Below are 25,861 nucleotides of genomic sequence, written 5' to 3' on the forward strand. Positions count from 1 at the left end.
GAAAGGGGTGTTGACGTCCATGGCTGCAGCGTGCCGACTCATCGAAATCTGGGGTCCGCCCCGCGACCGCGGACTCCGCTACGGCGTGGCAGCGGAGCCGGAAATCCGGCGAGGGGTCAAGCATTATCTGAACCAGATGGCGGCATCGGGGCTGGCCGAGGCATCGGTCGCCGAACTGGCCGAAGCCTATGTGCCGCGCATCGCCGATTTCGATGCGGATCATGTCGAGGAAATGCGCGGCATCGCCGAAGGGGCCGATGTTCCCTTCGCGCATATCCTGCTACTCAACGCGCGCACCGAGCTGCTCAAGATGGCGGGAAATCCTGCGCTGCGCCGGGGGTTGCTCGCGGAGCGCGGCGCCGACGGCTGCACGACGATCATCGTGCAGCCCGAACGGACGCCCGACGGAACGCTGATCCACGCGCACAACTGGGACTGGAAGGCGAGTTGCGCCGAAACCTGCGTCGTGCTTCGCGTCCGTGGCGACGGCGGCCCCGACATATTGACCTTTACAGAGGCCGGCACGCTCGCGCGCTTCGGCTTCAACGGTGCGGGGATCGCCGTCACCGGCAACTATCTGGAATGCGAGCGCGACTATACGCAGATCGGCGTGCCGCTCGCGCTGATCCGGCGCAAGGTGCTTCAGCAGGACAATCCCTCGCTCGCCTTCGACGCCATCTATTCGACCGCCAAGTCGGCGTCGAACAATCTCGCGCTCAGCCATGCCGGAACCGGCATCGTCCACGACCTCGAATGCGCGCCTGACGAGACTTTCGTGGTAGAACCGAGCGATGGCGTGCTCGTTCACTCCAACCACTGGCTCAGCCCGGTCGCGCTCGCCAAGTTGCGCGAAACCGGCATCTCCGGTTCGCCCTGCAGCTTCTGGCGCGATCAGCGCGCGCGGCGCCTGCTCGCCGCCTCGCCGGTGATCGGGATGGAGGAGGTGCGCGCGGTGCTCCTCGACGATGCGGGCTCGCCGCTGTCGATCTGCGTGCCGCCGCGGCCTTCCTCACTCACCGGAACCACCGCCACGGTCGCCTCGATCCTGATGCGGCCCGCGCTCGGCGAGATGGAGATTGCGATGACGCCATCGCAGGGCGCCGACTATCGGCGTTACGCCCTGTCGGCCGAAGCGGCCGATGCCTAGCATCCGTCGCGCGCTGGTTCTGGGCGCGGCCGCTATGGCGGCGCTGCTTTCGGCTTGCTCGCCCGCGGCGCCCGAACCCGAGGGCAGCGTGCTGCGCGCCAGGCTCAACGCCGACATCATCTCGTCCGATCCGGGCATGAAGCGCGACGCGAACACCGACGCCGTCATCCTGCACGTGGTCGAAGGGCTGGTGGCGGCGCGCGAGGACGGGTCGGTCGGCCCGATGCTCGCCGACCGCTGGACGGTGTCGCCCGACGGCCGGACCTATCGCTTTCACCTGCGCGACGGGGTCCGCTTTCACAATGGCGCGCCGCTGACCGCCGCCGCCGTCGTCTGGTCGCTGAACCGCTATCTCGCGCCCGACAGCCGCTGGCGCTGCAAGGCCGATCTGTCGCACGGCGGCGTCGCGCCGGTCGAATCCGTTCGCGCGGACGGCCGCGATATGGTCGAGGTCCGGCTGGAACAGGCGGCACCGCTGTTCCTGGCCGAACTGGCGCGGCTCGATTGCGGCGGCACCGGCATCGTCCACCGCGATTCGGTCGACGCCGCTGGTCGCTGGCGCTATCCGATCGGCACCGGTCCCTTTCGCTGGGGCGAATGGCGGCACAAGCAATTTATCGACTTGCCGCGTTTCGACGGATACCGCTCGCTTCCCGGCGCGCCCGACGGGATCGGCGGCGGCAAGCAGGCGCTGGTCGACCGCGTCCGCTTTTCGGTCATCCCCGACGGATCGGCGGCGGCGGCGGCGCTGGTGCGCGGCAGCCTCGACGTGCTCGATGCGCTGGCGCCGAACGAACTGGCCAATGTCACCGGGGTTCCGGGCATCCATTTGTCGTCGGCGCCATCGCTCGATTTCTATGGCGTGCTGTTCCAGGTCAAGGACCCGCTGCTTGCCGATCCGCGCCTGCGCCGCGCGATCGCGCTCAGCATCGACGTCGGCGCTCTGACGCGCGTCGTCACTCACGGCACGGGCAGCGCCGACAGCTCGCCGATCCCCACCGCAAGCCCCTTTTTCGGCGCGGTCCAGCGCCCCCTGATCAAACGCGACCTCGCGGCCGCGCGGGCGCTCGCGAAGGAGGCCGGCTACAAGGGTCAGCCTATCCGGCTGGCGACGAGCCACAGTCCGCCCGAAATGTACGACGCGGCGATCCTGATCCAGGCGATGGCGCGCGACGCGGGCATCAACATCGAGGTCGAGACGATCGACTGGGCGAGCCAGCTCGCGCGCTATACGAACGGCAATTACCAGGCGATGGTGTTCGGCTTCTCGGCGCGGCTCGATCCGTCGCTGACCTATGGCGTGCTGATCGGCGACAAGCGCGAGGAACCGCGCAAGGCATGGGATACGCCGGAGGCGCACGCGCTGCTCCGCCAGTCGATCGCGACCGCCGATCCCGCGGCGCGCCAGCGGATTTTCGACGCGCTCGAACGGCGGTTCCGCGCCGAGGTGCCCGCGATCATCCTCTATAATACGCACCGCGTCACCGCGCTGCGCGATCGGGTCACCGGCTATCGCAACTGGCCGGGACAGACGCAGCGGCTGTGGAACGTCGCGCGGGAGGCGCGCTGATGCTGACCTATATCTTCAAGCGGCTGCTGCTCGCCATTCCGACCCTCTTTCTCGTCGCGCTCGCGGTGTTCCTTCTCGTCCGGCTCATTCCCGGCGATCCCGCGCAGGTGATGCTGGGCGAGGGCGCGTCGCCCGAGGCGATCGCGTCGTTGCGCACCGAGCTCGGGCTCGATGAGGCGGTTCCGGTGCAGTTCGCGACCTGGCTCGGCCGCAGCCTGGGCGGCGACCTCGGCAATTCGGCGATCACCGGAGAGCCGGTCGGCGCGCTGATCCTGTCGCGCTTTCAACTGACGGCTGTGGTCGTCCTGATCTCGGTCGGCCTCGCGACCCTGATCGCCGTGACTTTCGGCCTGCTCGCCGCGTGGCGCCAGAACAGCCGCCTCGATCTCGCCGTGCTCGGCATGGCCAGCTTCGTGCTCGCGGTGCCCAGCTTCTGGCTCGGGCTTGTCCTGCTGCTCGTCTTCGGCGTGATGCTGCAATGGCTGCCGGTGGTCGGCTATGTCCCCTTCTCGGAGGATGCGCTCGGCGCGGTGCTGTTCCTGGTCCTGCCGATCGTGACGCTGACCATTTCCGAAACCGGGGTGCTGACGCGGATGATGCGGTCGAGCACGATCGACGTGTTGCGGCTCGACTATGTCACCCATGCCCGCGCCAAGGGGCTTTCCGAACGTACGGTGCTGATGCGCCACGTCTTTCCCAACGCCTTCGCGCCGACCCTGACGCTGGTCGGGCTGACGCTCGGGCGACTGTTCGGCGGCATCGCGGTGATCGAGACGGTGTTCACCCTGCCGGGGCTCGGGCGGCTGATGGTCGATTCGGTGCTCGCGCGCGATTATCCGGTGGTGCAGGGCTGTCTGCTGTTCACCGCGACGCTCTATGTCCTCGTCAACCTGCTCGTCGATATCCTCTATCCACTCTTCGATCCGCGGGTGACCGTGTCATGAGGGGACGGGCGCACCAATATCTCGGCTTCGGGCTCGTCGGGCTGCTGCTGCTGGTCATCCTCACCGGCTTCGTCTGGCTGCCCTATGATCCGCTCGCGATCGATCTCGACAATGTGCTCGCGCCGCCCTCGTGGGCGCATTGGCTCGGCACCGACCAGTTCGGCCGCGACGTCGCCGCGCGCGCGATGCTGGGCGCGCGGATCAGCGCCTTCATCGCGCTCCAGACGGTCGCGCTTACCGTCCTCGCCGGGCTCATCGTCGGGCTCGCCTCGGGCTTCCTGCGCGGCTGGACCGACCGCATATTGATGACCTTCAGCGACGCCCTGCTCGCCTTTCCGGGCATCCTGCTCGCGCTGTCGCTGATCGCGGTGCTCGGGCAGAGCCGGCACAGCATCGTCATCGCGCTGTCCATCGCCTATCTGCCGTCGGTCGTCCGCGTCGTGCGCGCCGCAGCCCTCTCGATCCGCGAGCGCGAATATGTCGAGGCTTCGCGCGCTGCCGGCGATGGCCCGCTCTATACCGTCTGGCGTTATGTGCTGCCCAATGCGCTGCCGCCGGTGCTCATCATCGCGACCAGCCTGTTCGGCTGGGTCGTGCTTTCCGAAAGCGCGCTCAGCTTCCTCGGCGTCGGCGTACCCGCGCCCGCACCGACCTGGGGCAATATGCTGTCGTCGGCGCGGCCCTATATGGCGAGCGCAAGCTGGCTCAGCATCGCGCCGGGCCTGTGCATCGTCGCGACCCTGCTTGGCATCAACATGCTCGGCGACGCGCTGCGCGATCGCCTCGACCCGAGGAATGCGGCATGACCGACGCTCTGCTTCAGGTCTCCGGTCTGCGCATCGAGGCCGACCAGCCGGGTCTCGCGCCGCTGCTCGAAGGACTCGATTTCGAGGTCGCGGCGGGCGAGCGGCTCGCGATCGTCGGCGAATCGGGCAGCGGCAAGACGATGGCAACCCGGGCCATCCCCGGCCTGCTTGCCGCCGGCGTCCACCGCGCGGCGGGCTCGATCCGCTTCGAGGGAGAGGAACTGACGGCGCTGGAAGAACGCGACCTGCGCGCGATCCGCGGTGCCGGCATCGGCATGGTGTTCCAGGAACCGATGACCTCGCTCAACCCGGCGCTGACGATCGGCAAGCAACTCGCCGAGGGGTTGAAGCTCCACCGCCGGCTCGATGATGCTGAGATCCGGCGCCGCTGCATCGACATGCTCCGGCGGGTGCAGATCGCCGATCCCGAACGCTGCCTCGCCGCTTATCCGCACGAATTTTCCGGCGGGATGCGCCAGCGTATCATGCTCGCCTCGGTGCTGATGCTCGAACCGCGGCTGCTGATCGCCGACGAGCCGACGACTGCGCTCGACACGCTCAGCCAGCGCGAGGTGCTCGAACTGATGGTCGCATTGACGCGCGAGATGGGGACCGCGCTGCTGCTCATCACACACGACCTAGGCCTCGTCGCGCAATATACCGACCGCGTGCTGGTGCTCGAAAAGGGCGTGCTGGTCGAGGCCGGCCAAACCCGCGAAGTGCTCGCGGCTCCCAAACATCCCTATACGGCGAAGCTCGTCGGCTCGTTGCCGCGGCCCGGCGATGGCGGGGCCACGGGCGGTGGCGGCGACGTGCTGCTGTCGATCGAGCAGGCGGTGGTCGAATATCGCGGCAAGCCGGGATTGTTCGGCGCGGGCGCGCCCAAGCGGGTGATCGACGGCGTCGACATCGCGGTGCGCAGTGGCGAGATCGTCGCGCTCGTCGGCGCCAGCGGCTCGGGCAAGACGACGCTCGGCCGCGCCGCGCTCGGGCTGAAGGAACTCGCGGGGGGCATGGTCCGCTTCGACGGGGTCGATATCGCCGCGATGGATCGGCGCCAGGAACGTGATTTCCGCCGCGCCGCCCAGATCGTGTTCCAGGACCCCTTCTCGTCGCTCGCGCCGCATCTGCGGATCGGCGAGATCGTCGGGGCGGCGCTGCGCCATGTTCCCGGCCTGACCGCGGCCGAGCGCGCCGAGCGCGTGACCCGCACGCTCGAGGAAGTCGGATTGGCGGGCTATGAACGGCGGCGGCCGCATCAGATGTCGGGCGGCCAGCGCCAGCGCGTCGCCATCGCCCGCGCGATCGTGTCGCGGCCACGGCTTGTTGTGGCCGACGAGCCCGTCTCGGCGCTCGACCTGACGATCCAGAAGCAGGTGATCGAATTATTGCAGGCGCTGCAGCGCGAGCGCGGCTTCGCCTGCCTGTTCGTCACCCACGACCTCGCCGTCGTCGAACAGGTCGCAGATCGCGTCGTGGTCCTCGAAAAGGGCCGAATCGTCGAGGAGGGCGCGACCGCCGCGGTCTTCGCGAACCCGCGCCACGACTATACCCGGCGCCTGCTGGCCGCATCGCCGGCCCTCGCGATCGCGGAGGGCTCGGCAAGCTGATTGTCAAGAATGTATTTTTCACTTTACAAAATGCAATCTGACATTATCGTCAGCAATAAGACATAAAAATGGCGACTCCGCCAGGGCGGGACGAACCAGCAAGAAGGGGATGAGACAATGATTGCCAGACAATGCCGTATCATGTTGCTCGGGACCACCATGATGGGGGGCATTCTGCTCGCCGCACCGGCGCTGGCCCAGCAATCGGCGCCGGACGCTGATACCGCGGCCCAGACGGACGAGCAGGGCAGATATGGCGAAATCGTCGTCACCGGCGATCGCGCGAACCGCTTCGGCACCGACACGGTGCAGTCGGGCAGTTTTCGAAACGCGAAGATTCTCGATGTGCCGCTGACCATATCGGTCATTCCTTCGGAAGTGCTGAAGTCGCAGCAGGCGGTCGACCTGATCGACGCCGTGCGCAACACCGCCGGCGTCTCGACGACCGGCACCGGCCCGGTCGCCTACAACAATCTGACGGTCCGCGGCATCGCGGTGGACACGCAGACCAACTTCCGTCTCGACGGCGCGCTCAACATGCTGTCGGCGACCGCCTTTCCGCTTGAGAACAAGGATCGCGTCGAAGTGCTCAAGGGGGCATCGGCGCTCTATTACGGCTTTTCTTCTCCTGCGGGCATCGTCAACCTGACGATGAAGCGCGCGACACCCGATTTCAGCTATTTCGCCAATGTCTTTGGCGATGCCAACGGCGGTTATGGCGCGCATCTCGACGTCGGCGATACGATGGGGGCATTCGGCTATCGCCTGAACGGCGTCGCCGCGCATCTCGACACCGGCATCGATTATTCGCAGGGCAGCCGCTACGTCGCGTCGGGAACCTTCGACTTCAAGCCGACCGACCGGCTGACGATCACCGCCGACGTCGAATATTTCGAAAAATCGATCGTCGAGCCGGCGCTGTTCCTGCTCACCATACCGTCGGGCGCGACGTCGGTGAACATTCCCGATGTCAGCCTTGTCGATCCGCGCGTCAACATCGCCGCGGCGGATTGGGACTTCAACCGGACGCACGAACTCAACCTGCTCGGCAAGGCGGTCTACAACTTCGCCGATGATTGGGATTTCACCGCCTATTGGGGGCGCTCGCGCATGTCGCGCAAGCGTAACAATCCGCAGTTCCAACCGGCAAATCTCACGACCTCCTTCGACCCGTCCAGCCCGGACTATGGCGCGGGCCGCGTTCGCTTCTCGGCGCAGCAGGCGGAATTCGAAACCATCAACTATGCCGCCGAACTGGCCGGCACGATCCATTTCACCGACGATATCAGCAACGAAGTCCTGCTCGGGGCTTCGCGCGTGATCCGGACGCTCGCATCGTCGCCGAATATCCGCACCTTGTTCGATCAGAATTTTGCCAATCCGGTCTTCATTCCGGATCCGGGTCTCGAATATAGCGCGCTGCCCCCGGCGTCGAAGATCGACGACAAGGGCATCTACCTGTTCAACCGCCTGAATTTCTACGATGTCGTCCAGGTGCTCGCGGGCGTTCGCAAGAGCGACTACAAGAATGACGGGTCGATCAACAACGTCACCAAGACGCCCTATACCGCCAGCCCGACCTCCTATTCCGCGGGCCTGGTGCTGAAGCCGGTCGATTGGGCCAGCGTCTACGGCACCTATATCGAGGGTCTGGAGGAAACGCCGGCGGCCCCGTCGACGACCGACAATGCGACCGAAGTCTTCCCGCCGACGAACAGCAAGCAATATGAGGCGGGCCTCAAGATTCAGCCCAAATCGGACCTGCTGATCCAACTCGCCTATTTCAAGATCGATCGCGGCGCGGCCTATGCCGCCAATCTGCCCGGCACCGACACGCTGCATTTCTACACCAATGGCCGTGAAGTCTATGAGGGCGGCGAGCTCAGCATCACCGGCTATGTCACGCCCGACCTTGCAGTCTATGCGACGGCGACGATCCTTTCCGCCCACTATCGGGGCCAGCCTGGCATCGCGGGCAATCGCGTCGACGGTACGCCCAAGGGGACATGGTCGCTCGCCGGCGAATATCGGCCGTCGTGGCTCGATCCCGGTCTGAAGGTCACAGGCGGCGTCTATCATACCGGTACCCAGGCATTGAACGCGAACAATGTCGCCTTCACGCGCGGCTATACGACCTATGACCTCGGCGCGTCCTACAGCTTCGACATCGGCGATCACAAGCTGGTCGCGCGCGTGAACGGCCAGAACATCACGGGCAAGCGCTATTGGGCTTCGGTGGGCGGCAATTCGCTCGCCGCCGCGCTGCCGGGCACGGTGAAATTCTCCTTGAGTGTCCAATACTGACGGATTCCTCGCGCGCCGGAATCCTGCGGCGGCGTGACACTCATGAGCACGATCGGCTTCGCCGGTCGTGCTCTCTTCTTTTGGGGGAGCGCCGCGGCGATAAGGCGCTAAGCGGCTACCATTGCATCATTGACACGAAGAGTATAATCTCCCCCGCAAGTCCCGAGAGGACGAATTTTGTAGAACGGATTCAGGAAACTATCGCCCCCATGCCCATCGCCGCGGCGCATAAGATCGAGGAAGGCGACGCGCCGCGGGCCAGCCGCCTGCAGGCGGATCTCGCGTCGCGCATCGTACGGATGCTCAAGGAACAGGGGGCCGGGCCGGGACATCATCTGGTCGAGCTCGACCTGTGCCGTCAATTCGACGTTTCGCGTACGCCGGTTCGCGGCGCGCTGCGCCTCCTGGCCGACCAGGGCGTCGTCGAATCGCGCGCCAATCGCGGCTATGTGCTGCGCGATACCATCAAGGCCCTTCCCGACCTCGACCTTGCCAATCCCGAGGAGGAGGAGGACAAGCGGCTGTTCATCGCGATCGCCGAGGCGCGCAACTCGGGCGTGCTTCCCGACCAGTGCAGCCAGCAGGAAATCCTGCGCATCTTCGACACCAAGCTGCCGACCGCGCTGCGCGTCCTGCGCCAGCTTGCCGACCTGGGGCTCGTCGAGCGCAAGCCCGGCAACGGCTGGTCCTTCGCGCAGCTCATCAACTCGGCCGACGCGCGGACCGACAGCTACGCCTTTCGCAGCATCGTCGAGCCAGCCGGCCTGCTCGAACCGGGCTTCGAACTCGATCTGGACTGGCTCGATCGCAGCCGCGACGAACATCTGGCCTTCCGCAAGCTGCGCTGGCGCGACACGATGGCGGTCGAGCTCTATGCGATCAACTCCGATTTCCACGAAGGACTCGCCCGCTGCTCGGGCAATCGCTATCTGCTCGACGCGGTGCAGCGCCAGAACCGTCTGCGCTCCTTCCTCAACATCCAGTGGGTCAACGGCGTGGAACGGGTCGAGGCCTCGATCGACGAGCATCTCGAAATCATGGACGCGCTGGCCGAAGGCAAGAATTTGCGCGCCCACGCGCTGATGAAGCTCCATCTCGATAGCGCGAGGGACGTCGAGCCCACGATTAGCTGATCATTTCGATCTTGCATTTTTAAACTTAACAATACAATCTCTCTCCAGGATAGCGGACGGAGGGACGAATTGTGGCCGATCGATCGATTTTGCTGTTCGGTGGCGGTCGCATGGGCCTCGCAATGGTGCGCGGCTGGGTAGCGGCCGGCTTCGATCCCGCGGCGATCGCCATCGTCGAGCCCGCGCCGGGCGCGGCGCTTCTGTCCTTCGCGCAATCGTCGGGCTGCCGGCTCAATCCCCCGCTTGCGGCGCGCGAAGGGCAGGCCGTCGTCCTTGCGGTCAAGCCGCAGATGGCGGCCGATCTCGCGGCTCCCGTCGCGGCGCTGGCGCGCGCCGACACGCTCGTCCTGTCGATCATGGCGGGCAAGACGCTGCGCGATCTCGGCCGTCTGTTCCCGGGCGTCGCCGCTTTCGTTCGCGCCGCTCCCAATCTGCCCGCTGCGGTGGGGCGCGGCATGACCGTCGCCCTTGCCGGTGCCGGCTGCTCCGCCGCGGATCGCGATTTCGCCGCGGACCTGCTCGCGGGCACCGGCGCGCTGCTGTGGTTCGAGGACGAAGCGCTGATGGACGTCGCGACGGCGCTGTCGGGCTCGGGCCCGGGCTATATCTTCTATATCGCCGACTGTCTGACCCAGGCCGGCATCGCCGCAGGTCTTGCCGAACCCGTGGCCGAAACGCTCGCGCGCATGACGCTCGCGGGTGCGGGCGAGATGTTGCGCGTCAGCGACCGAAGCGCGGCCGATCTCCGCCGCGACGTCACCTCGCCCGCCGGGACCACCGAGGCGGGACTGCGCGTGCTGATGGCCGACGGCGCGCTTCAGGCGCGTCTGACCGCGACCGTCGCCGCCGCGCTCGCCCGCTCGCGCGAACTGGCCGGCTGATGGCGGACCTGCCGCCGCCCCGGATGATCTCGGCCGAACAGGCCCGCGCGGCGCTTCCCTTCGCCGCGCTCGTCCCCGCGCTTCGCGAGGCGTTCGCGCGCGGCGCGACGGTGCCGCTGCGCCATCATCACGCCATCGCGCAGCCCGACGGGAGCGAGGCGACCCTGCTCCTGATGCCCGCATGGCAGGAGCAGGGCTATCTTGGCATCAAGGTGGCGACGATCCATCCGGGCAACGGCCGCCACGGCCTGCCCGGCGTGTTCGCGACATACGTGCTGGCCGATGCCGCAACCGGCCGGCCGCTCGCGGTCGTCGACGGCAGCGAGCTGACGGCGCGGCGCACCGCCGCCGTTTCGGCGCTGGCCGCATCCTTCCTCGCGCGGCCCGATGCCCGCACCCTTCTCGTCGTGGGAGCGGGGCGCGTCGCGTGCCTGCTTCCCGCGGCCTTTGCGGCGGTGCGGCCGATCGCGCGCGTGGCGGTCTGGAGCCGGCACGCCGACAAGGCGGCCGCGCTTGCCGACGGACTGCGCGGACAGGGGTTCGACGCAAGGCCCGCGCCGTCGCTCAGGGCTGCGGCGGAAACGGCGGATATCGTCAGTTGCGCGACCCTCGCCACCGAGCCGTTGATCGAAGGCGCGTGGCTCGGGCCCGGTACCCACCTCGATCTGGTCGGCAGCTTCACGCCCGCGATGCGTGAGACCGACGACGCCTGCGTCGGGCGCGGGCGCATTTACGTCGATACCATGGCGGCGCTGGAGGAATCGGGCGACCTCGCTGGTCCGCTCGCCCGCGGCGTGATCCGCAGGGACGCGATCGCCGGAACGCTCGACGACCTGTGCTCACGCGCCGTCGAAGGGCGCCGAAATGCCGACGAGATAACGCTGTTCAAGGCGGTCGGCACCGCGCTCGCGGATCTCGGCGCGGCGGCGCTCGCCTATCGGGCGGCCTGCGAACCGGAAGGAGATTGATCGGATGCCATCGACAGAAGAGCCGCTACGGCTGTGCGTGGTGGACATGCACACAGCCGGCGAACCCGTCCGCATCATCGAACAGGGCTATCCCGAACTGACCGGCGCCACCATCCTTGCGCGCCGCCGCGATGCGCGCGACCGTTTCGATCATCTGCGCCGCATGACGATGCTCGAACCGCGCGGCCATGCCGGCATGTACGGCGTCATCCCGACCGCGCCCAGCCTGCCCGGCGCCGACCTCGCCGTGCTGTTCACGCACCAGGAGGGCTACAGCACCATGTGCGGCCATGCGACGATCGCCCTCGGGCGCTGGGCGGTCGACAGCGGCCGGGTCGCGATGGCGGACGGCCGGGCGGCCTTCGGGCTCGAGACGCCGTGCGGCCTCGTAGCGGTCGAGGTCGACCGGGACGGGGGCGACGCGCCGCTGGTCTCCTTCGTCAGCGTCCCTTCCTTCGCCAGCCATCTCGACCGGCGCATCGAGGTGCCCGGCTGGGGCGAGGTCGCCTATGACATCGCGTTCGGCGGCGCCTATTACGCCATCCTGCCCGCCTCGCGGCTCGGCCTGTCGCTGATGGACACTCCGGTCGCGCGGCTCGTCGAGGCGGGGGTGGCGATCACCGACGCGGTTCGCGCCGCCGTGCCGATCGCGCACCCGGCCGAACCCGATCTCGGCTTCCTCTATGGCACGATCCTCACCGACGATGTCGCGCTCGGCGCCGGCGATGGCCGCGCGAGCTATAACCTCTGCATTTTCGCCGAGGGGCAGATCGACCGCTCGCCGACGGGCAGCGGCGTGACCGCCCGCTTCGCGCTCGCCGCCGCGCGGGGGGAGATCGGACCGGGCGATTCCTGCGAGATACGCGGCGTGTCGGGCGAAGGCTTCGTCGGAACGCTGTGGGCGGCCGAGGGGGAGGGCGGCCAGCGCGTATCGCGGGTCAAGGTTGCGGGCCGCGCCTATTATGCGGGCCGCACCGAATTCGTCGCCGAGCCGGAAGACCCGTTCGGCCACGGTTTCGAGCTGCCCGCGCGCTTTCGCGACCTTCCGGCGCGCTAGGGTCCTGACCCTAGGCGCGGACCGCGGTGAGCAGCGGCCAGGCGCGGTCGCCCGAATTGATGTTGACGAAGCGCTCGATCGCCAACTCGCCGCGCGCATAGCGGAAGCGGAACGTATCGCGGAACGCCGATTCGACGAAGTGCAGCACCAGCTCATATTCGTTCGCGGCGATCCAGCGGCCGCCCGCCACCGTCGGCGCGTCCTTCAGCCGATATCCGTGATGTAGCGATGCGCCGCGCAGGTCGGTCGTGGTTTCGACCCAGCGCTCGTGCCCCGCGACGACGCCATGCTCGCTCTCGGCATCGGTTAGCGACAGCCGCATCGTGTCGCCGCGGAATTCCAGCCGGACGGCGGATATCCCCAGCATATTGTCGTGCACCGACCAGTCGCCGGCCAGCGCCGCCGCGTCGCCGGCGACAAGCGAGGGCAGGGGCGGCGTTGCCGGCCAGCCGGCCAGGCGGCCGGCCAGCGCCGCGTCCGCCGCTGCGCTGCCCCCGCCAGCGAAGGCGGCGGGAAAATGCTTGCGCAGATGCGGAAGCAGCACGCGGCTTTCGTCCATCGCGCTGTTGAGCGCGATCACCGCATCGGCTTCGGGAAACACGACGACCATCTGCACGAATACGCCGAGCGCCGCATAGTAGCCGTCCCCGACCACCCAGTGATAGCCATAGTCGGGAACGCCGTGCGCGCGCGTCGCCGCCTCGACCCACGCGCGCGGCAGAATCTGCCGGTCCTGCCAGACGCCCTTCTGGGCGTGCAGGATGCCCAGCTTCAGCGCGTCCGCGGTGCGCATGCTGATGCCGTTTCCGCCCGGATTGACCCCGTCCGGGCCGATATCCCACCGCACCTCGGCCATGCCGAGCGGCTCGAACAGGCGCGGGGTCAGATAGGCCTCGATCGTTTCCCCCGTGATCCGGGTGACGATGGCGGAGAGCATATAGCTCGCCGCGCTCGAATAGACATGGCGGGTGCCGGGTTCATAGACGACCGGAATGCGAAAGAATTCGCGGACCCAACTCGTCTCGATGCTGCGCCAGATCGACCCCGACACTTCGCTGGCGTGGCCCGACCGCATCGTCAGCAGATCCTCGACCGTCATGCGCGCCTGGCGCGTGTCGGGGGCGATCTCGGCCTCGGGAAAGAAGCTTGCGACCCGATCGGAGAGCGCCAGCCGTCCCTCGTCGATCAGCAGCCCGATCGCGCAGGCGGTGAAGCTCTTCGTCATCGAATGCGTCATGCGCAGCCGGTCGGCGCCATAGGGCCAGCGCCACGCTTCGGCGACGACGGCACCGCCGCGCCAGATCATCAGGTCGTGCAGTTCGAGCCCCGCCGCTTCGACGTCGTCGATGAAGGCCAGGATTTGGGCGGCATCGACACCGGCGGCCGACGGCGCGCTGCGGGCGAGCCCATCGTCTTCGACGGGCGAGGGGGCGGATATCGATCCGGACACGGCAAATCCCTGTTCAACGGGTCGGTCATTGTCGACCCCAATCATGGGGTTCGCCTAGGCTCGCGGTATCGCGCCGTCAATGTTTTTGTATTACTGTTGCGAAAAATTCAAAATTGCTCTAGGGCGCAACCGGAACGGCCGATGGAGCCGGAAAGCATGAACCGATGGATGCAAAGGGCGGGCGGATATGAAGAACAGGCAGGCGTTGCTAACGATCCATCGCTGGCTGGGTCTCGCGCTCGCGCTGCTGCTCGTCGTCCAGGGCGGCACCGGGATCGCCATGGTGTTCCGCGACGAGATCGAGCCGGTCCTTCATTCCGAACTTCGCGTCGCGCCCGGGCCCGTGCGGCTTTCGATGCAGCGCCTGTTCGACACGGTCGAGGCGGCGCATCCCGAGGCGTCGATCGCGCGCGCCGAAATTCCGCAATCCGCCGATCAGGCGGTGCTGTTCAAGCTCAAGCGGCGCGCCGACAAGGCGCCGATCCTCACCGCGATCGACCCCTATCGCGGCCGTATCGTCCGCGACGGCGGCCTGTCCACCTGGCCGGTGGAATGGCTGTTCGTGGTCCACGAACAATTGCTGTCCGGGCCGGTCGGCGAATATGTGATCGGCTTCGAGGGGATCGTCTTGTTCATCATGTCGGCGACCGGCCTGTGGTTCTGGTGGCCCGGTCGAAAGCGCTTCAAGAGCGGATTCCGGGTAATGTGGCGCGGCAGCACCGACATCCGGTGGCGGACGCTGCATCGGGTGGTCGGCGCGGTCGCCGGCCCGGTCCTGCTCGTCACCGCGCTCACCGGAATCCTGATGGTGTGGAAGGAACCGCTGCGCGGCCTGGTCGGCGCTGAGGGCAAGCCCACGCCGGCGGTGGCCGAACAGGCGGGGCGGCCGCTCGCCCCGCTCGATGATCTCGTCGCGCGCGCGCGCGCCGATTTCGGAGGAACGCCGCTGCGCCAGATCCGCTTTTCGAGCGGCGGCCGCGTGGTCGCCGTCTATCTCGACAGCAACCGCAGCATCCGCCCCGACGGAACCGCCCAATATTATTTCAACGGCTATGACGGCGCCTTGCTCGCGACTTATATCGCCGGTGAGCAGTCGACGCCGAGCGAACTGATCGACTGGATCTACACCGTTCATACCGGCCTCTGGGGCGGCTGGTTCGGCCGGTCGTTGCTGCTGGCGGGCGGGATCACGCTCCTCGGGCTGGGGCTGACCGGCCCATGGCTCTGGTATTCGCGGCGTTCGCGGCGGAAACCATCGCGCGCAAGGTCAAAGCCGGCGCACGACATGCTGTCGTGAATGAATTTCGCCGGATGATAATGCAACGCCGGCATACCGGCGCCGCAAATGGGATGGCGCGAAGCAAGATGAGGAACGGACGGAACAAATGGCCGCTGACATGATCGATATTCTGGTTCTTCCCGGTGACGGCATCGGTCCCGAGATCACCGCGGCGACGCTCGCCGTGCTCCGCGCCGCGGCGGGCGAGCGCCTGGCGTTCACCGAAATGGCGATCGGGGAGGCGAGCCTGGCGGCGGAGGGATCGACGCTGCCCGACGCCGTGATGACGGCGATCCCCCGCGCCGACGGTGTCGTCCTCGGCCCCGTCTCGCACTACAGCTATCCCGCGGGTCAGCCCAATCCCTCGGCGGCGCTGCGCACCGGGTTCAACCTCTATGCCAATGTCCGGCCGTGCCGGTCGCGCCCGGGGCTCAGCCTGCTGCGCGATCCGATGGATCTCGTCATCGTGCGCGAGAATACCGAGGGTTTCTACGCCGACCGCAGCATGTACATGGGCCCCGGCGAGTTCATGCCCGACCCCGACAGCGCCTTTGCGATCCGCAAGATCACCGCGCCCGCAGTGCGCCGCGTCGCGCGCTCCGCCTGCGAGATCGCGATGACGCGCCGCAAGCGGCTGACCGCGGTGCACAAGGCGAATGTGCTCAAGCTGACCGACGGCCTCTTCCTGCGCGAGGTGCGCGCGGTGGCGGCCGACTATCCTGAGATCGAACTCGACGAGGTAATCGTCGATGCCGCCGCGGCGCTGCTGATCCGCGACCCCGGCCGCTTCGACGTCATGGTCACGACCAACATGTTCGGCGACATATTGTCCGACGAGGCATCGGAACTCAGCGGCAGCCTCGGCCTCGGCGGTTCGATCAACGCCGGCGACGATATCTGCGTCGCGCAGGCACAGCACGGCTCGGCGCCCGACATCGCGGGGCAGGGCATCGCCAATCCGACCTCGCTGATCCTCTCGGCGGCGATGCTGCTCGACTGGCTCGGGCGGCGCCGCGCCGATGCGGCGCTCCGCGAGGCCGCGGCCCGGATCGAAGCGGCGGTGGAAGCCATCCTCGGCGACCCGGCGCAGCGTACGCGCGATGTCGGCGGGCCGCTCGGGACGACCGACTTCGCCGTCGCGGTCGTGGGCGAACTCGCATGATCGCCTCGACCAATCCCGCGACGGGCGAGACCGTCGCGCGCTTCGACGCCCACGACGATTCCGCCCTCGACGCGCGGCTGGCCGCCGCCGAGCGGGCCCAGAAGGAGTGGCACCGGACGCCGCTCGCCGCGCGCACCGATCTTCTCCGCCGTCTCGCCGCGCTGCTGCGGGCACAGAGCGCCCCGCTCGCCGCGCTGATCACGCAGGAGATGGGCAAGCCCGTCGCCGAGGCGCTGGCCGAAGTCGACAAATGCGCCCGCAATTGCGACTATTATGCCGACGCCGCGCCCGCGATGCTCGCCGATGCGCCGGTCGCCGGCTTGCCGGGCACCTTCCTCGCCTATGAACCGATCGGGGTCGTCCTCGCGATCATGCCGTGGAACTATCCGCTGTGGCAGGTGGTGCGCTTCCTCGCCCCGACGCTCGCGGCGGGCAATGGCGCGATCCTCAAGCATGCCGCGAACGTCCCGCAATGCGCGCTCGCGATCGAACGGCTCGTCGCCGAGGCGGGCGCGCCCGCGGGCCTGTTCGCCAATATCTTCGTCGAGCCCGACGCGGTGGCCGGCGTTATCGCCGATCCGCGCATCGCCGCGGTCACGCTGACCGGATCGACCCAGGTCGGGATGATCGTCGCCGCCCAGGCGGGAGCCGCGCTCAAGAAGCAGGTGCTCGAACTCGGCGGCTCGGACCCGTTCATCGTCCTCGCCGACGCCGATATCGAGGCGGCGGCGGCGATGGCGATCACCGCGCGCTTTACCAACGCGGGGCAAAGCTGCGTCAACGCCAAGCGCTTCATCGTCGAAGAGGCGGTCGCCGACCGGTTCGCCGCGGCAATGCTCGCCGGGGCCGAAGCGCTGCATATGGGCGATCCTGCTGACCCCGCCACCACGCTGGGGCCGCTCGCGCGCGCGAACCTGCGCGCCGCGATCCACGATCAGGTCGAACGCAGCGTCGCGGGCGGCGCTCGCCTGTTGACGGGGGGACGGCCGGAACCGGGGGCGGGATATTTCTATCCGCCGACATTGCTCGATCATGTCGAGCCGGGGATGGCGGCGTTCGACGAGGAAACCTTCGGTCCCGCCGCCGCGATCGTCCGCGCCGCGGATGCCGAGGCGGCGGTCGCGCTCGCCAACCGCACTGCCTTCGGTCTCGGCGCGTCGATCTGGACTGCTGATATCGCCCGCGGCACCGCGCTCGCGCGCCGCGTCGATGCCGGGGCGGTATTCGTCAACGCCGTCGTCGCCTCCGACCCGCGCGTGCCGTTCGGCGGCATCAAGCATTCGGGCTACGGCCGCGAGCTCGGCGAGCTCGGGCTCAGGGAATTCACCAATGCGAAGACGATCAAGGTCGTCGCGCCCGAGGCGGAGAAAACGGCATGACCGCGAAACTGTTCCATCCCGAAGGATTGCCCGTCAAGGACCGCGGCGGCGGCATCGTCACCACCCCGCTCGCCACCGCGGCGCGCGGCGCGCGCGCGATGCTCACCGGCATCACCACCATCGCGCCCGGATCGGCGGTGCCGCTCCACACGCATAATTGCGAGGAATCGGTCGTCGTCCTCTCGGGGCAGGGGATCGCGCATATCGACGGCGCCGATCATCCGGTCGCGCCGCGCGACACGAGCTGGATTCCCGCCGGCGTTCCCCATTGCTTCCGCAACGAGGCGGGCGACGAACCGTTGGTGATTTTCTGGACCTATGCGTCTATCGACGCGACGCGCACGATTGTCGCCACCGGGGTGACGACGCGAATCGACGAGGAAAAGTGAATGGCGACCGAAATCGCGCGTATCGACGTTGCGCCCGGTGATGCAGAGGCTTTCGTGGCGGCTGCCGGACAGGCGGTCGCGCTGTTTCAGGGTGCGCCCGGTTGCTCGGCGATGCGATTGCAGCGTTCGCACGAAGTGGAAGGGCGTTTCTGGCTGATCGTCGAATGGCAGGATGTCGCCGCGCACGAAGCGTTCCGCGCGTCGTCCGCCTTTGCGCAGTGGCGTGGCCTCGTCGGTCCCTATTTCGCAGCGCCGCCGGCGGTCGAGCACGGCCTGCCGACGGGCGTGGGATTCTGACCTCTAAACCGAACTTAACAGCAGGCTCGTCTCGCTGTTGAGAACGCCGTCGATGCTGCGCACCTCGCGCAGCACGCGGTCGAAATCGGCAAGATTGGCGGCCTTGATCTCGGCGACCAGATCCCAGCCTCCATTGGTCGTGTGCAGCCGCTCGAGCTCGGGCAGGCCCTTGAGTCCGCGGATGACCGCCGCGGTCGATCGTCCAGCCACTTCGATCAGCATCACCGCGCGCACCGTCGCGGGCGTGTCGTCGCGTGCGCGCACCGTGAAGCCCAGGATCGTGCCGCTGTCGATCATCCGCGCCAGGCGTTTTTCCGCTGTCGCGCGCGCGATGCCCAATTCGCTCGCCAGCCGCGACACCGGCTTGCGCGCGTCGATGCGGAGCGCGGCGATGATCTGGCGGTCGATCGCGTCGAGAGGCTGCATGGATCAATTTGCCTAGGCGGATGATACACATTGTATGAATTTTAACGCGCGAAAATGCAATGATGGAATTTCGCGCGACAGGGCGAGGGCGCATCCTCTCCGGACAATCGAGGAGGATGATATGCGTCTGGTCGAAGTCGAACATGTCGTGGCGCTCGTCGCCGACCGCGGGCTCGAAACGGTGCTCGCGGATCTGGTCGATCATATCGAGGCCGATTTCCGGCGCTGGGACGAATTCGACAAGTCGCCTCGCTTCGCCAGCCATTCGCCGGGCGGGGTGATCGAACTGATGCCCGCCGCCGACGCCCGCGCCTTCGGCTTCAAATATGTCAACGGCCATCCCGGCAATCAGGCTGCGGGGTTGCAGACGGTCACCGGCTTCGGCGTGCTTGCCGACGTCGCGACTGGCTATCCCTATCTGATTGCGGAGATGACCCTGATGACCGCGATGCGGACCGCGGCGATGTCGGTGCTGGCGGCGCGCCATCTCGCGCGGCCTGACGCGCGGTCGATGGCGCTGATCGGGCTCGGCGCTCAGTCCGAATTCCAGGCCGTCGCCTTCCACGCGCTGCTCGGGATAGAGGAACTCGTCGTGTACGACGTCGACCCTGCCGCGACCGACAAGTTTCGCCGCAATCTCGATGCGCGCGACATCCGGGTACGGGTCGCCGCGTCGGCGCCCGAGGCGACTGAGGGCGCCGACATCATCACCACCGCGACCGCCGACAAGCGCCACGCGACGATCGTCTCGGCAAACATGGTCGGGGCGGGGGTGCATCTGAACGCGATCGGCGGCGACTGCCCCGGCAAGACCGAGTTGCAGCCGGCGATCCTCGACCGCGCCAGCGTCTTCGTCGAATATCTGCCGCAGACGCGGATCGAGGGCGAGATTCAGCAGATGCCCGCCGATTTCCCCACGACCGAGTTGTGGCGCGTCATCGCGGGCGAGGCGCCCGGCCGCCGCCATCGCGACGAGGTGACCCTGTTCGATTCGGTTGGCTTCGCGATCGAGGATTTCTCGACGCTGCGCTATCTCGCCGAGGCGACCGCGGCGCCGCATCTGCACCGCGAGGTTGACCTGCTCGCGCAGCCCGCCGACCCGCGCGACCTGTTCGGCGTCCTCGGCCGGCTGCCCGTCGCGAACCACGCCTGACCGCTTCTCCGCGCGAAAGGGGGTTGCCAAAGCGCGGCTTCAGATTGTACTATCAAAAGGAAATATACAAAATCGGCACCGCCCGGTCGTCCCGGTGCGACCTCGCCGGTCGAGGGGAGAATCCTTTTGAGCAGCTGCAACGCCCAGCGTCTCGACCGTTCCGCCGGCGCGCGCGTTTTCGGCGCGGACATCGCCGGCTATGAGGCGGTGCGCATGGGCTATCCGCCCGCGCTCTATGACGCGATCCGCGCGCGGCTTGGCGGCGATGCGGGCGCGGTGCTCGAAATCGGACCGGGAACGGGCCTGGCGACGCGTGATATCATGGCGCGCCTGCACCCCTCGCGCCTCGTCGCAGTCGAGGCCGATGCCCGGCTCGCCGCCCATCTCGAAGCGCGGCTCGCCGATCCCCGCGTCGCGGTGGTTGCCGACGGCTTTGTCGAGGCATCGCTAGCCGGTCCCTTCGACCTCGCCTGCTCGGCGGCCGCTTTCCACTGGCTCGACCCCGTCCCCGCCTTTGCGAAGCTGCGGCGCCTGCTGCGCCCCGGCGCGACGCTGGCGCTGTGGTGGAACAGCTATCGCCAGCCCGGCGAGGACGACCTCGCCGACGCGATCGTGCCGCTGCTCGCCGACGTGCCGCTCGCGCCGTCGGAGGGAGCGGCAGGGCATTATTCGCTCGACGTCGACCTCCACCGCGCGGCGATGACCGGGGCGGGCTTCGACCGGTTCGAGCCGTTCCGCTTCCGCCGCGAGCGCGAACTGGACGCGGCCGGCGCCCGCGCGCTTTACGCCAGCTATTCCTATGTTCGCGCGCTCCCTGCCGTGCGCCGCGAGCGCCTGCTCGACGCCATTGCCGACCTTGTCGACACGCGCTTCGGCGGCCGCGCGCGCAATGTCGTGCTGACCGCCCTCTATCTCGCGATCGCGCCCGGCGCGGCGCAGGGCTGACGCCGCGATGCTGTCCTTCCTCGCCTTCGCCATGGTCGCGACCTTCATGACGCTGATCATGACCAAGCGATTGTCGGCGATCGTCGCGCTGATCCTCGTTCCGCTGATCTTCGCGCTGATCGCCGGCGCGCTTGCCGGCGTCGACCTCGGCGATCTCGGCGGCATGATGATGCAGGGCGTCGCCGATCTCGCGCCGACGGGCGTCATGCTCGTCTTCGGCATCCTCTTCTTCGGCTTGATGATCGACGTCGGCCTGTTCGATCCGCTGATTGCCGCGATCGTGCGGCTGGTCCACGGCGACCCGCTGCGGATCCTCGTCGGCACGGCGGTACTCGCGCTGACGGTGTCGCTCGATGGCGACGGGACCACGACCTACATGATCACCACTGCGGCGATGCTGCCGCTCTACCGCCGGATGAAGCTCGACATGCGGATGCTCGCCTGCATCGTCATCATGGCGGGGGCGGTGATGAACGTGCTGCCCTGGGGCGGCCCGACCGCGCGCGTGATGAGCTCGCTCAAGCTCGAGGCGCACGACGTCTTCGTGCCGCTGATCCCGGCGATGATCGTCACCGCGCTGTGGGTGATCCTGGTCGCCTGGTATTTCGGGCTCAGGGAGCGCGCCCGGCTGGGCCGGCTCGCGGCCGAGCGGATCGGCGCGCCGCCACCGGGCGACGATCCAGAGATCAAGGGCGCTGTCGATCCGGGGAAGCGCAAATATTTCTGGGTCAATCTCGCGATCACCGTCGCGCTGATGGCGGCCCTGCTGACCGCCCTGCTGCCGCTCGCGGTCCTCTTCATGCTCGCCTACGCCGTCGCCGCGACGATCAACTATCCGTCGATCCAGGCGCAGCGCAAGCAGCTCGCGGCCCATGCGGGCAACGCGCTCTCGGTCGCCGGCCTCGTGTTCGCCGCGGGCATCTTCATGGGCATATTGTCGGGCACGAAGATGGTCGACGCCATGTCGGCGACGGTCATCGCCGCCATCCCGCCGGCCTGGGGCCCCTATATGGCGCCGATCACCGCGGTAATCAGCGCGCCCTTCACCTTCTTCATATCGAACGACGCCTTCTATTTCGGCGTCCTGCCGATCCTCGCCGAAACCGGCGCCGCCTATGGCCTGAGCCCGGCGGAGATCGGGCGGGCGTCGCTCGTCGGCCAGCAGGTTCACCTGCTCAGCCCGCTCGTCGCCTCGACCTATTTGCTCGTCGGCTTCGTCGGCATCGAATTCGGCGAGCATCAGCGGTTCACCCTCAAATGGGCGCTCGGCTCCTTCCTGATCTTCTTCGTGGCGTCGCTCCTGTTCGGCATTTTCCCCTTCGCAGCATAAATGTACTATTGACTTTAAAAGAACTATAATGGCAGGAAAGCCTTGGGGAGGACGGGAGCCTCCCGGCCGGGGGAGAGCAATCGATGACCCGCTTCGGAATCGGACTTTTATCGGCGGCGACCCTTCTGGGTTCCGCGGCGCCGGCGAGCGGATCGGAGGGTGGGATCGTCCCGACCCGTGCCCCCGTCCCGCCTTTCGAATGCAAGGCGTATGTTGCCTATGACCGCGACATGGAATTGCCGGGATACTGGATTGCGACATCGGCGGGCGACAGGACCTGCGTCCCCTTTACCTCGACACTGAACCAGCCGCCGGAGGGTTATCGCGGCGACTATTATGTCGACGAATTCACCGATACGAAGCTGCGCGAGGACTGGGAGCGCTGCAAGCGTGACACGGCGTGCCACGACCGCGTGTTCGACCAGGTTCTGAAGCGGCGCCCGCCCAACCGCGAATATGGGCTGACCGATCCGCACGGGCGATCCCTGCTCGGCAAGGTGGACGAGAAGGGGGCCGATACCGACCTGTCGACCGTTCGCCGCCCCGGCTTCTTTGCCCGCGCGCCCTATCGCGAGCCGATCGCGGCGGCTGACGGCGACACGTTCGTTGTCGAATTTTCCGCCCCTCCAGAGGCTTATGAACGGCTGCACGGCAAGGCGGACGGCCCGGTCCGAATCCGCGGCTGGTATATTCGGGGCGCCGGCATCGATGACGGCAGGGGCGGACGGAAGCGGGCACTGGTCATCCATAGCGGCGGTGGCGGCGACCGCGTCGCGGCGATCGACGATCCGGTGGACGTGGCCTATGTGGTCGACCCCGCAACCGGCGTCACCATTCCCAACGACGACTGGCCGAACGCCACGACCGGGGTCCAGGGCCAGCGCCGCTGGCGGCAGGTCTGGGCCGATCTTCATGCCGCCGGATTCGACGTGCTGGCGATCGACCGCCGGGGTGTCGGCATGTCCGGCGGCTTCAGCGACACCAACACGCTGCAGCAGGGGCGCGATTTGCTCGATATCGTCGCCAGCCTGCGGACCGGCGAGGGGATGCGGGCGCTTTCGCCATCGGGCGTGCTCTCGACCGGTGCCGATGCTGCCACGGCCGTCCGGGGGGCCGGCGCCACGGCGGCGCTTCCGACGCTGCTCATGGGCAGTTCGCGCGGGTCGATGGCGACCGGCTGGGCGATGACGGCCAATTTCGACAAGGACTGCGACTACGACCTGGCGGAGATAGGGTGCGCGCCGCCGCGGCGTGATCCGGCAATCAAGGGCGCCCTGCTGGTAGCCGAATTTTCGAGCGGCGTCGGCTATCTGCCGGCGCAGACGACGCCCAAGGACGACGGCCGCGGGCCGGGGCGCGACCGCGGGCTCTTCATCGGCGGGATCGAGGCCGAGCATAATATCGTCTTCTTCCCCAGTTCGGCCATTCTGGCGGGCATGTCGAAATGGCCCGCCGCTTTCTTCGCGCGCGGGCTCTGGTGCTACGCCGATGCGCTCGAAGGCTCGATGGACGCCTATGGCCGCGTGCCCGGCGTCAAGGAGATGGTCGTCGTGCGCGGTCCGCACGCCTTCACCACCTGGCCGGATACCGAGCGAAAGCGCGTGGCGAACCGGATGATCGCCTTCGGCCGGGCGGCGGTGCTGGGTGTGCCGCTCGAGGGCGGGCGGCCCTGGTCCGACATGAAGCAATTGGTCGCGACGAGCAGCGACGTCTGGGAACCGTCGACCCGGCCCACCGTGGGCGACTGATCGGGAAATCGTCGCGGGGCACGGATTGCCCCGCGGTGGAACGGTCGGGCGATTGCGGCCCGAACCGGATGCTTGAAGGGAGATTTGCCTTGAAACTGCGAATGCTGCTGCCGCTGTCGCTTGCCCTCGCCCCGCTTTGGGGCCTTGCGCCCATTACCGATGCGATGGCGCAGGAGGAACTGCAGCAAGGGCCGAACACGCTCGTCATCCACTATCGCGCCGCACGCGGCGACCGGGCCGCGTTCCGCACCTATCTGCAAAAGGATTTCGCCGCGAAACTGCAGGCGATGAAGGCGAAGGGCGAACTCGCCGATTTCCGGATCTTCTATAGCTGGTATCGTCAGCCCGAGGTGTGGGACGGCATGGCGGTGCTCCGCTTTCCCTCGCATGCCGCCGTGCTGCGCTGGAATGCGCTCGAACGCACCGCGCCGGGCGGGCTCGACGCCGCCGGTCTCGCCCTCGCCGATCCCTATGCGACCTATGCCGCCGACCTGTCCTGGTCGCGCAGCCCCGACACGCTGAAGGTCGGCGAGGTCTATTATATCATTCCCTACGAATATAAGGACGCAGGGCAGTATCGCGATTATGTGCAGGGCTATATCCTGCCGCAATTCGACGGCTGGATGAAGAATGGCGCGCTGACGGGCTATGAAATGTACATGAACCGCTATCCCGTCGGGACGCCCTGGGACGCGCTGTTCATCCAGCATTATCGCGACATGGAGGCTTTCGGCCAGCGGCAGAAGGTGACCGAGGAGACCCGGGCCGGGCTCCGCAGCAATCCCGCATGGATGGCGTGGAGCGAAAAGAAGATGGGAATCCGCACCGAAACCGAAAACACGATCGCCGAACTGATCGCGCACTGAAGGCGAAGAGGGGCGGCGGACGGATTCCGGCCGCCGTCCCATCCTTGCGAGGCCGCCGGTTCGATCCGGCCGCCACCTTCCCGATGGGGGTTGCCATCGGCAATATGTTTTTATAAAATTGGAAATGCAATTTCTGGCGAGAAGGACGATCGCGCCTTGTCCCGTTACAGGTCTTTCCCATGCTCTTCGAGCCGCGCCCGGCCGCGGCATTCCATGTCATGCGCCGGCGGGGACATCCGATGAGGCTGCTGCTCGTCGAGGATGATCCCGACCTGGGCGGCGACCTGCGCGACGCGCTGACCCGCGAAGGCTTCGTCGTCGATCTCGTGGCCGACGGGCTCGACGCCTGGTTCCTCGGCGGGACCGAGGATTTTGCGCTCGCGATCCTTGATCTTGGCCTGCCCCGGCTCGACGGGCTCAGCATCCTGAAGCGCTGGCGCGAGGAAGGGCGGAATTTTCCCGTCCTCGTCCTGACCGCGCGCGGCGACTGGACCGAAAAGGTCGAAGGCATCGAGGCAGGGGCGGACGACTATGTCGCCAAGCCCTTTGCGATGCGCGAACTCGTCGCCCGCATCCGCGCGCTGCTGCGCCGCGCCGCGGGATACAGCACGCCGGTCCTCCGGTCGGGGCCGCTGCAGCTCGACACCGCCCGCATGCTCGCCACGGTGCACGATCGCCCGGTGCGATTGTCTCCGCTCGAATATCGCCTGCTCGACATCTTGGCGCATCAGGGCGGACGGGTGCTTTCCGCGGGACAGATTTCCGAGCATCTCCACGGGACGTCGGATGCCGCCGATTCCAACGCGATCGAAGCGCTGGTGCTTCGCCTGCGGCGCAAGGTCGGTCCCGGAATCATCGAGAATCGGCGGGGTTTCGGCTACAGGCTCGCCGAAGCCTGAGGGCGGTGCCGGCTCTGCGTCCCGGCTGTCGCCCTCCTTTCCTGACATCTTCCTGACGCCTCCCGCACGGCGCGTGTCAGCGCCCCTCCGCTAGGCAGTCCGGCGTCGGCTCGCGCCG

23 protein-coding genes are annotated in these 25,861 nt (G+C 67.6%); 21 read left to right on the top strand and 2 right to left on the bottom strand.

What is annotated here, in order from left to right; all coding sequences use genetic code 11:
- Positions 1 to 19 precede the first annotated feature (19 nt).
- From FHR21_RS06165 to FHR21_RS06210, 10 genes are all read left to right on the top strand, one after another.
- Positions 20 to 1,147 carry a C45 family autoproteolytic acyltransferase/hydrolase gene (locus FHR21_RS06165; RefSeq protein WP_184096296.1) on the top strand — a complete coding sequence of 376 codons (1,128 nt, stop codon included), beginning with the start codon at positions 20 to 22 and terminating at the stop codon, positions 1,145 to 1,147.
- Entirely contained in the window at positions 1,140 to 2,717 is a 1,578-nt protein-coding gene (locus FHR21_RS06170; protein WP_221235017.1) for an ABC transporter substrate-binding protein, read from the top strand. The genes FHR21_RS06165 and FHR21_RS06170 overlap by 8 nt, the downstream gene beginning before the upstream one ends.
- Positions 2,717 to 3,661, top strand: a complete 945-nt coding sequence (locus FHR21_RS06175) for an ABC transporter permease (protein WP_184096298.1) — start codon at positions 2,717 to 2,719, stop codon at positions 3,659 to 3,661. The genes FHR21_RS06170 and FHR21_RS06175 overlap by 1 nt, the downstream gene beginning before the upstream one ends.
- Positions 3,658 to 4,467 carry an ABC transporter permease gene (locus FHR21_RS06180; RefSeq protein ID WP_184096300.1) on the top strand — a complete coding sequence of 270 codons (810 nt, stop codon included), beginning with the start codon at positions 3,658 to 3,660 and terminating at the stop codon, positions 4,465 to 4,467. The genes FHR21_RS06175 and FHR21_RS06180 overlap by 4 nt, the downstream gene beginning before the upstream one ends.
- Positions 4,464 to 6,077 carry a dipeptide ABC transporter ATP-binding protein gene (locus FHR21_RS06185; protein ID WP_184096301.1) on the top strand — a complete coding sequence of 538 codons (1,614 nt, stop codon included), beginning with the start codon at positions 4,464 to 4,466 and terminating at the stop codon, positions 6,075 to 6,077. Before FHR21_RS06180 ends, FHR21_RS06185 begins: the two co-directional genes overlap by 4 nt.
- 159 nt (positions 6,078 to 6,236) lie before the next feature.
- Complete coding sequence (locus tag FHR21_RS06190) at positions 6,237 to 8,381, top strand: TonB-dependent siderophore receptor (protein ID WP_184096303.1); 2,145 nt, start codon at positions 6,237 to 6,239, stop codon at positions 8,379 to 8,381.
- A gap of 209 nt (positions 8,382 to 8,590) precedes the next feature.
- Complete coding sequence (locus tag FHR21_RS06195) at positions 8,591 to 9,514, top strand: GntR family transcriptional regulator (RefSeq protein ID WP_184096305.1); 924 nt, start codon at positions 8,591 to 8,593, stop codon at positions 9,512 to 9,514.
- A gap of 71 nt (positions 9,515 to 9,585) precedes the next feature.
- Entirely contained in the window at positions 9,586 to 10,395 is an 810-nt protein-coding gene (gene proC / locus FHR21_RS06200; RefSeq protein WP_221235018.1) for a pyrroline-5-carboxylate reductase, read from the top strand.
- Positions 10,395 to 11,363 (top strand): bifunctional Delta(1)-pyrroline-2-carboxylate/Delta(1)-piperideine-2-carboxylate reductase, encoded by a 969-nt coding sequence (lhpI, locus tag FHR21_RS06205; RefSeq protein ID WP_184096307.1) that lies wholly within the window; start codon positions 10,395 to 10,397, stop codon positions 11,361 to 11,363. Before proC ends, lhpI begins: the two co-directional genes overlap by 1 nt.
- Before the next feature lie 4 nt (positions 11,364 to 11,367).
- The gene (locus FHR21_RS06210; RefSeq protein ID WP_221235019.1) at positions 11,368 to 12,420 is read left to right on the top strand and encodes a proline racemase family protein; all 1,053 of its coding nucleotides are present in this window, start codon (positions 11,368 to 11,370) and stop codon (positions 12,418 to 12,420) included.
- Positions 12,421 to 12,430: 10 nt separating this feature from the next.
- Here FHR21_RS06210 and FHR21_RS06215 read toward each other — a convergent pair whose 3' ends face one another.
- Positions 12,431 to 13,870, bottom strand: a complete 1,440-nt coding sequence (locus FHR21_RS06215; RefSeq protein WP_184096309.1) for a serine hydrolase — start codon at positions 13,868 to 13,870, stop codon at positions 12,431 to 12,433.
- A gap of 187 nt (positions 13,871 to 14,057) precedes the next feature.
- Between FHR21_RS06215 and FHR21_RS06220 the strand changes: the two genes are divergently transcribed.
- From FHR21_RS06220 to FHR21_RS06240, 5 genes are all read left to right on the top strand, one after another.
- On the top strand, positions 14,058 to 15,167 hold the full coding sequence (locus FHR21_RS06220; protein WP_184096311.1) for a PepSY-associated TM helix domain-containing protein: 1,110 nt from the start codon (positions 14,058 to 14,060) through the stop codon (positions 15,165 to 15,167).
- An 88-nt stretch (positions 15,168 to 15,255) separates the two neighbouring features.
- Complete coding sequence (locus tag FHR21_RS06225) at positions 15,256 to 16,311, top strand: isocitrate/isopropylmalate dehydrogenase family protein (protein WP_221235020.1); 1,056 nt, start codon at positions 15,256 to 15,258, stop codon at positions 16,309 to 16,311.
- Positions 16,308 to 17,690, top strand: coding sequence for an aldehyde dehydrogenase family protein (locus FHR21_RS06230; protein WP_184096313.1), 1,383 nt, complete (start codon positions 16,308 to 16,310; stop codon positions 17,688 to 17,690). Before FHR21_RS06225 ends, FHR21_RS06230 begins: the two co-directional genes overlap by 4 nt.
- A complete protein-coding gene (locus FHR21_RS06235) occupies positions 17,687 to 18,079 on the top strand; it encodes a cupin domain-containing protein (RefSeq protein ID WP_184096315.1) in 393 nt (130 codons plus the stop codon). The genes FHR21_RS06230 and FHR21_RS06235 overlap by 4 nt, the downstream gene beginning before the upstream one ends.
- Positions 18,080 to 18,376, top strand: coding sequence for an antibiotic biosynthesis monooxygenase family protein (locus FHR21_RS06240; RefSeq protein WP_184096316.1), 297 nt, complete (start codon positions 18,080 to 18,082; stop codon positions 18,374 to 18,376).
- A gap of 3 nt (positions 18,377 to 18,379) precedes the next feature.
- Here the strand turns inward: FHR21_RS06240 and FHR21_RS06245 are convergent, their stop codons facing one another.
- The gene (locus FHR21_RS06245) at positions 18,380 to 18,802 is read right to left on the bottom strand and encodes an Lrp/AsnC family transcriptional regulator (RefSeq protein WP_184096318.1); all 423 of its coding nucleotides are present in this window, start codon (positions 18,800 to 18,802) and stop codon (positions 18,380 to 18,382) included.
- 121 nt (positions 18,803 to 18,923) lie between these two features.
- Between FHR21_RS06245 and FHR21_RS06250 the strand changes: the two genes are divergently transcribed.
- The 6 genes from FHR21_RS06250 to FHR21_RS06275 all read left to right on the top strand — a co-directional run bounded on the left by FHR21_RS06250 (position 18,924) and on the right by FHR21_RS06275 (position 25,743).
- Positions 18,924 to 19,955: an ornithine cyclodeaminase gene (locus FHR21_RS06250; RefSeq protein WP_184096320.1), complete on the top strand. Its 1,032-nt coding sequence runs from the start codon at positions 18,924 to 18,926 to the stop codon at positions 19,953 to 19,955.
- 126 nt (positions 19,956 to 20,081) lie between these two features.
- A complete protein-coding gene (locus tag FHR21_RS06255) occupies positions 20,082 to 20,900 on the top strand; it encodes a class I SAM-dependent methyltransferase (protein ID WP_184096322.1) in 819 nt (272 codons plus the stop codon).
- Positions 20,901 to 20,907: 7 nt separating this feature from the next.
- Positions 20,908 to 22,230: a CitMHS family transporter gene (locus FHR21_RS06260; RefSeq protein WP_184096324.1), complete on the top strand. Its 1,323-nt coding sequence runs from the start codon at positions 20,908 to 20,910 to the stop codon at positions 22,228 to 22,230.
- An 83-nt stretch (positions 22,231 to 22,313) separates the two neighbouring features.
- The gene (locus FHR21_RS06265; RefSeq protein WP_221235021.1) at positions 22,314 to 23,978 is read left to right on the top strand and encodes a lipase family protein; all 1,665 of its coding nucleotides are present in this window, start codon (positions 22,314 to 22,316) and stop codon (positions 23,976 to 23,978) included.
- 89 nt (positions 23,979 to 24,067) lie between these two features.
- Positions 24,068 to 24,844: a hypothetical protein gene (locus FHR21_RS06270; RefSeq protein WP_184096325.1), complete on the top strand. Its 777-nt coding sequence runs from the start codon at positions 24,068 to 24,070 to the stop codon at positions 24,842 to 24,844.
- A 239-nt stretch (positions 24,845 to 25,083) separates the two neighbouring features.
- Positions 25,084 to 25,743, top strand: a complete 660-nt coding sequence (locus FHR21_RS06275) for a response regulator transcription factor (protein ID WP_184096327.1) — start codon at positions 25,084 to 25,086, stop codon at positions 25,741 to 25,743.
- Positions 25,744 to 25,861: the final 118 nt, after the last annotated feature.

It is taken from the genome of Sphingopyxis panaciterrulae (genome assembly GCF_014199295.1).
Taxonomy (GTDB): domain Bacteria; phylum Pseudomonadota; class Alphaproteobacteria; order Sphingomonadales; family Sphingomonadaceae; genus Sphingopyxis; species Sphingopyxis panaciterrulae.

Bases quoted from the DNA above. Each gene is read 5' to 3' on its own strand.
- FHR21_RS06230 (WP_184096313.1), top strand. From the start codon at position 16,308: ATGATCGCCTCGACCAATCCCGCGACGGGCGAGACCGTCGCGCGCTTC.
- FHR21_RS06170 (WP_221235017.1), top strand. From the start codon at position 1,140: ATGCCTAGCATCCGTCGCGCGCTGGTTCTGGGCGCGGCCGCTATGGCG.
- FHR21_RS06180 (WP_184096300.1), top strand. From the start codon at position 3,658: ATGAGGGGACGGGCGCACCAATATCTCGGCTTCGGGCTCGTCGGGCTG.
- FHR21_RS06185 (WP_184096301.1), top strand. From the start codon at position 4,464: ATGACCGACGCTCTGCTTCAGGTCTCCGGTCTGCGCATCGAGGCCGAC.
- FHR21_RS06190 (WP_184096303.1), top strand. From the start codon at position 6,237: ATGATGGGGGGCATTCTGCTCGCCGCACCGGCGCTGGCCCAGCAATCG.
- FHR21_RS06175 (WP_184096298.1), top strand. From the start codon at position 2,717: ATGCTGACCTATATCTTCAAGCGGCTGCTGCTCGCCATTCCGACCCTC.
- FHR21_RS06195 (WP_184096305.1), top strand. From the start codon at position 8,591: ATGCCCATCGCCGCGGCGCATAAGATCGAGGAAGGCGACGCGCCGCGG.
- FHR21_RS06220 (WP_184096311.1), top strand. From the start codon at position 14,058: ATGAAGAACAGGCAGGCGTTGCTAACGATCCATCGCTGGCTGGGTCTC.
- FHR21_RS06250 (WP_184096320.1), top strand. From the start codon at position 18,924: ATGCGTCTGGTCGAAGTCGAACATGTCGTGGCGCTCGTCGCCGACCGC.
- FHR21_RS06240 (WP_184096316.1), top strand. From the start codon at position 18,080: ATGGCGACCGAAATCGCGCGTATCGACGTTGCGCCCGGTGATGCAGAG.
- FHR21_RS06210 (WP_221235019.1), top strand. From the start codon at position 11,368: ATGCCATCGACAGAAGAGCCGCTACGGCTGTGCGTGGTGGACATGCAC.
- FHR21_RS06225 (WP_221235020.1), top strand. From the start codon at position 15,256: ATGGCCGCTGACATGATCGATATTCTGGTTCTTCCCGGTGACGGCATC.
- FHR21_RS06265 (WP_221235021.1), top strand. From the start codon at position 22,314: ATGACCCGCTTCGGAATCGGACTTTTATCGGCGGCGACCCTTCTGGGT.
- lhpI (WP_184096307.1), top strand. From the start codon at position 10,395: ATGGCGGACCTGCCGCCGCCCCGGATGATCTCGGCCGAACAGGCCCGC.
- FHR21_RS06260 (WP_184096324.1), top strand. From the start codon at position 20,908: ATGCTGTCCTTCCTCGCCTTCGCCATGGTCGCGACCTTCATGACGCTG.
- FHR21_RS06245 (WP_184096318.1), bottom strand. From the start codon at position 18,802: ATGCAGCCTCTCGACGCGATCGACCGCCAGATCATCGCCGCGCTCCGC.
- FHR21_RS06165 (WP_184096296.1), top strand. From the start codon at position 20: ATGGCTGCAGCGTGCCGACTCATCGAAATCTGGGGTCCGCCCCGCGAC.
- FHR21_RS06235 (WP_184096315.1), top strand. From the start codon at position 17,687: ATGACCGCGAAACTGTTCCATCCCGAAGGATTGCCCGTCAAGGACCGC.
- FHR21_RS06275 (WP_184096327.1), top strand. From the start codon at position 25,084: ATGAGGCTGCTGCTCGTCGAGGATGATCCCGACCTGGGCGGCGACCTG.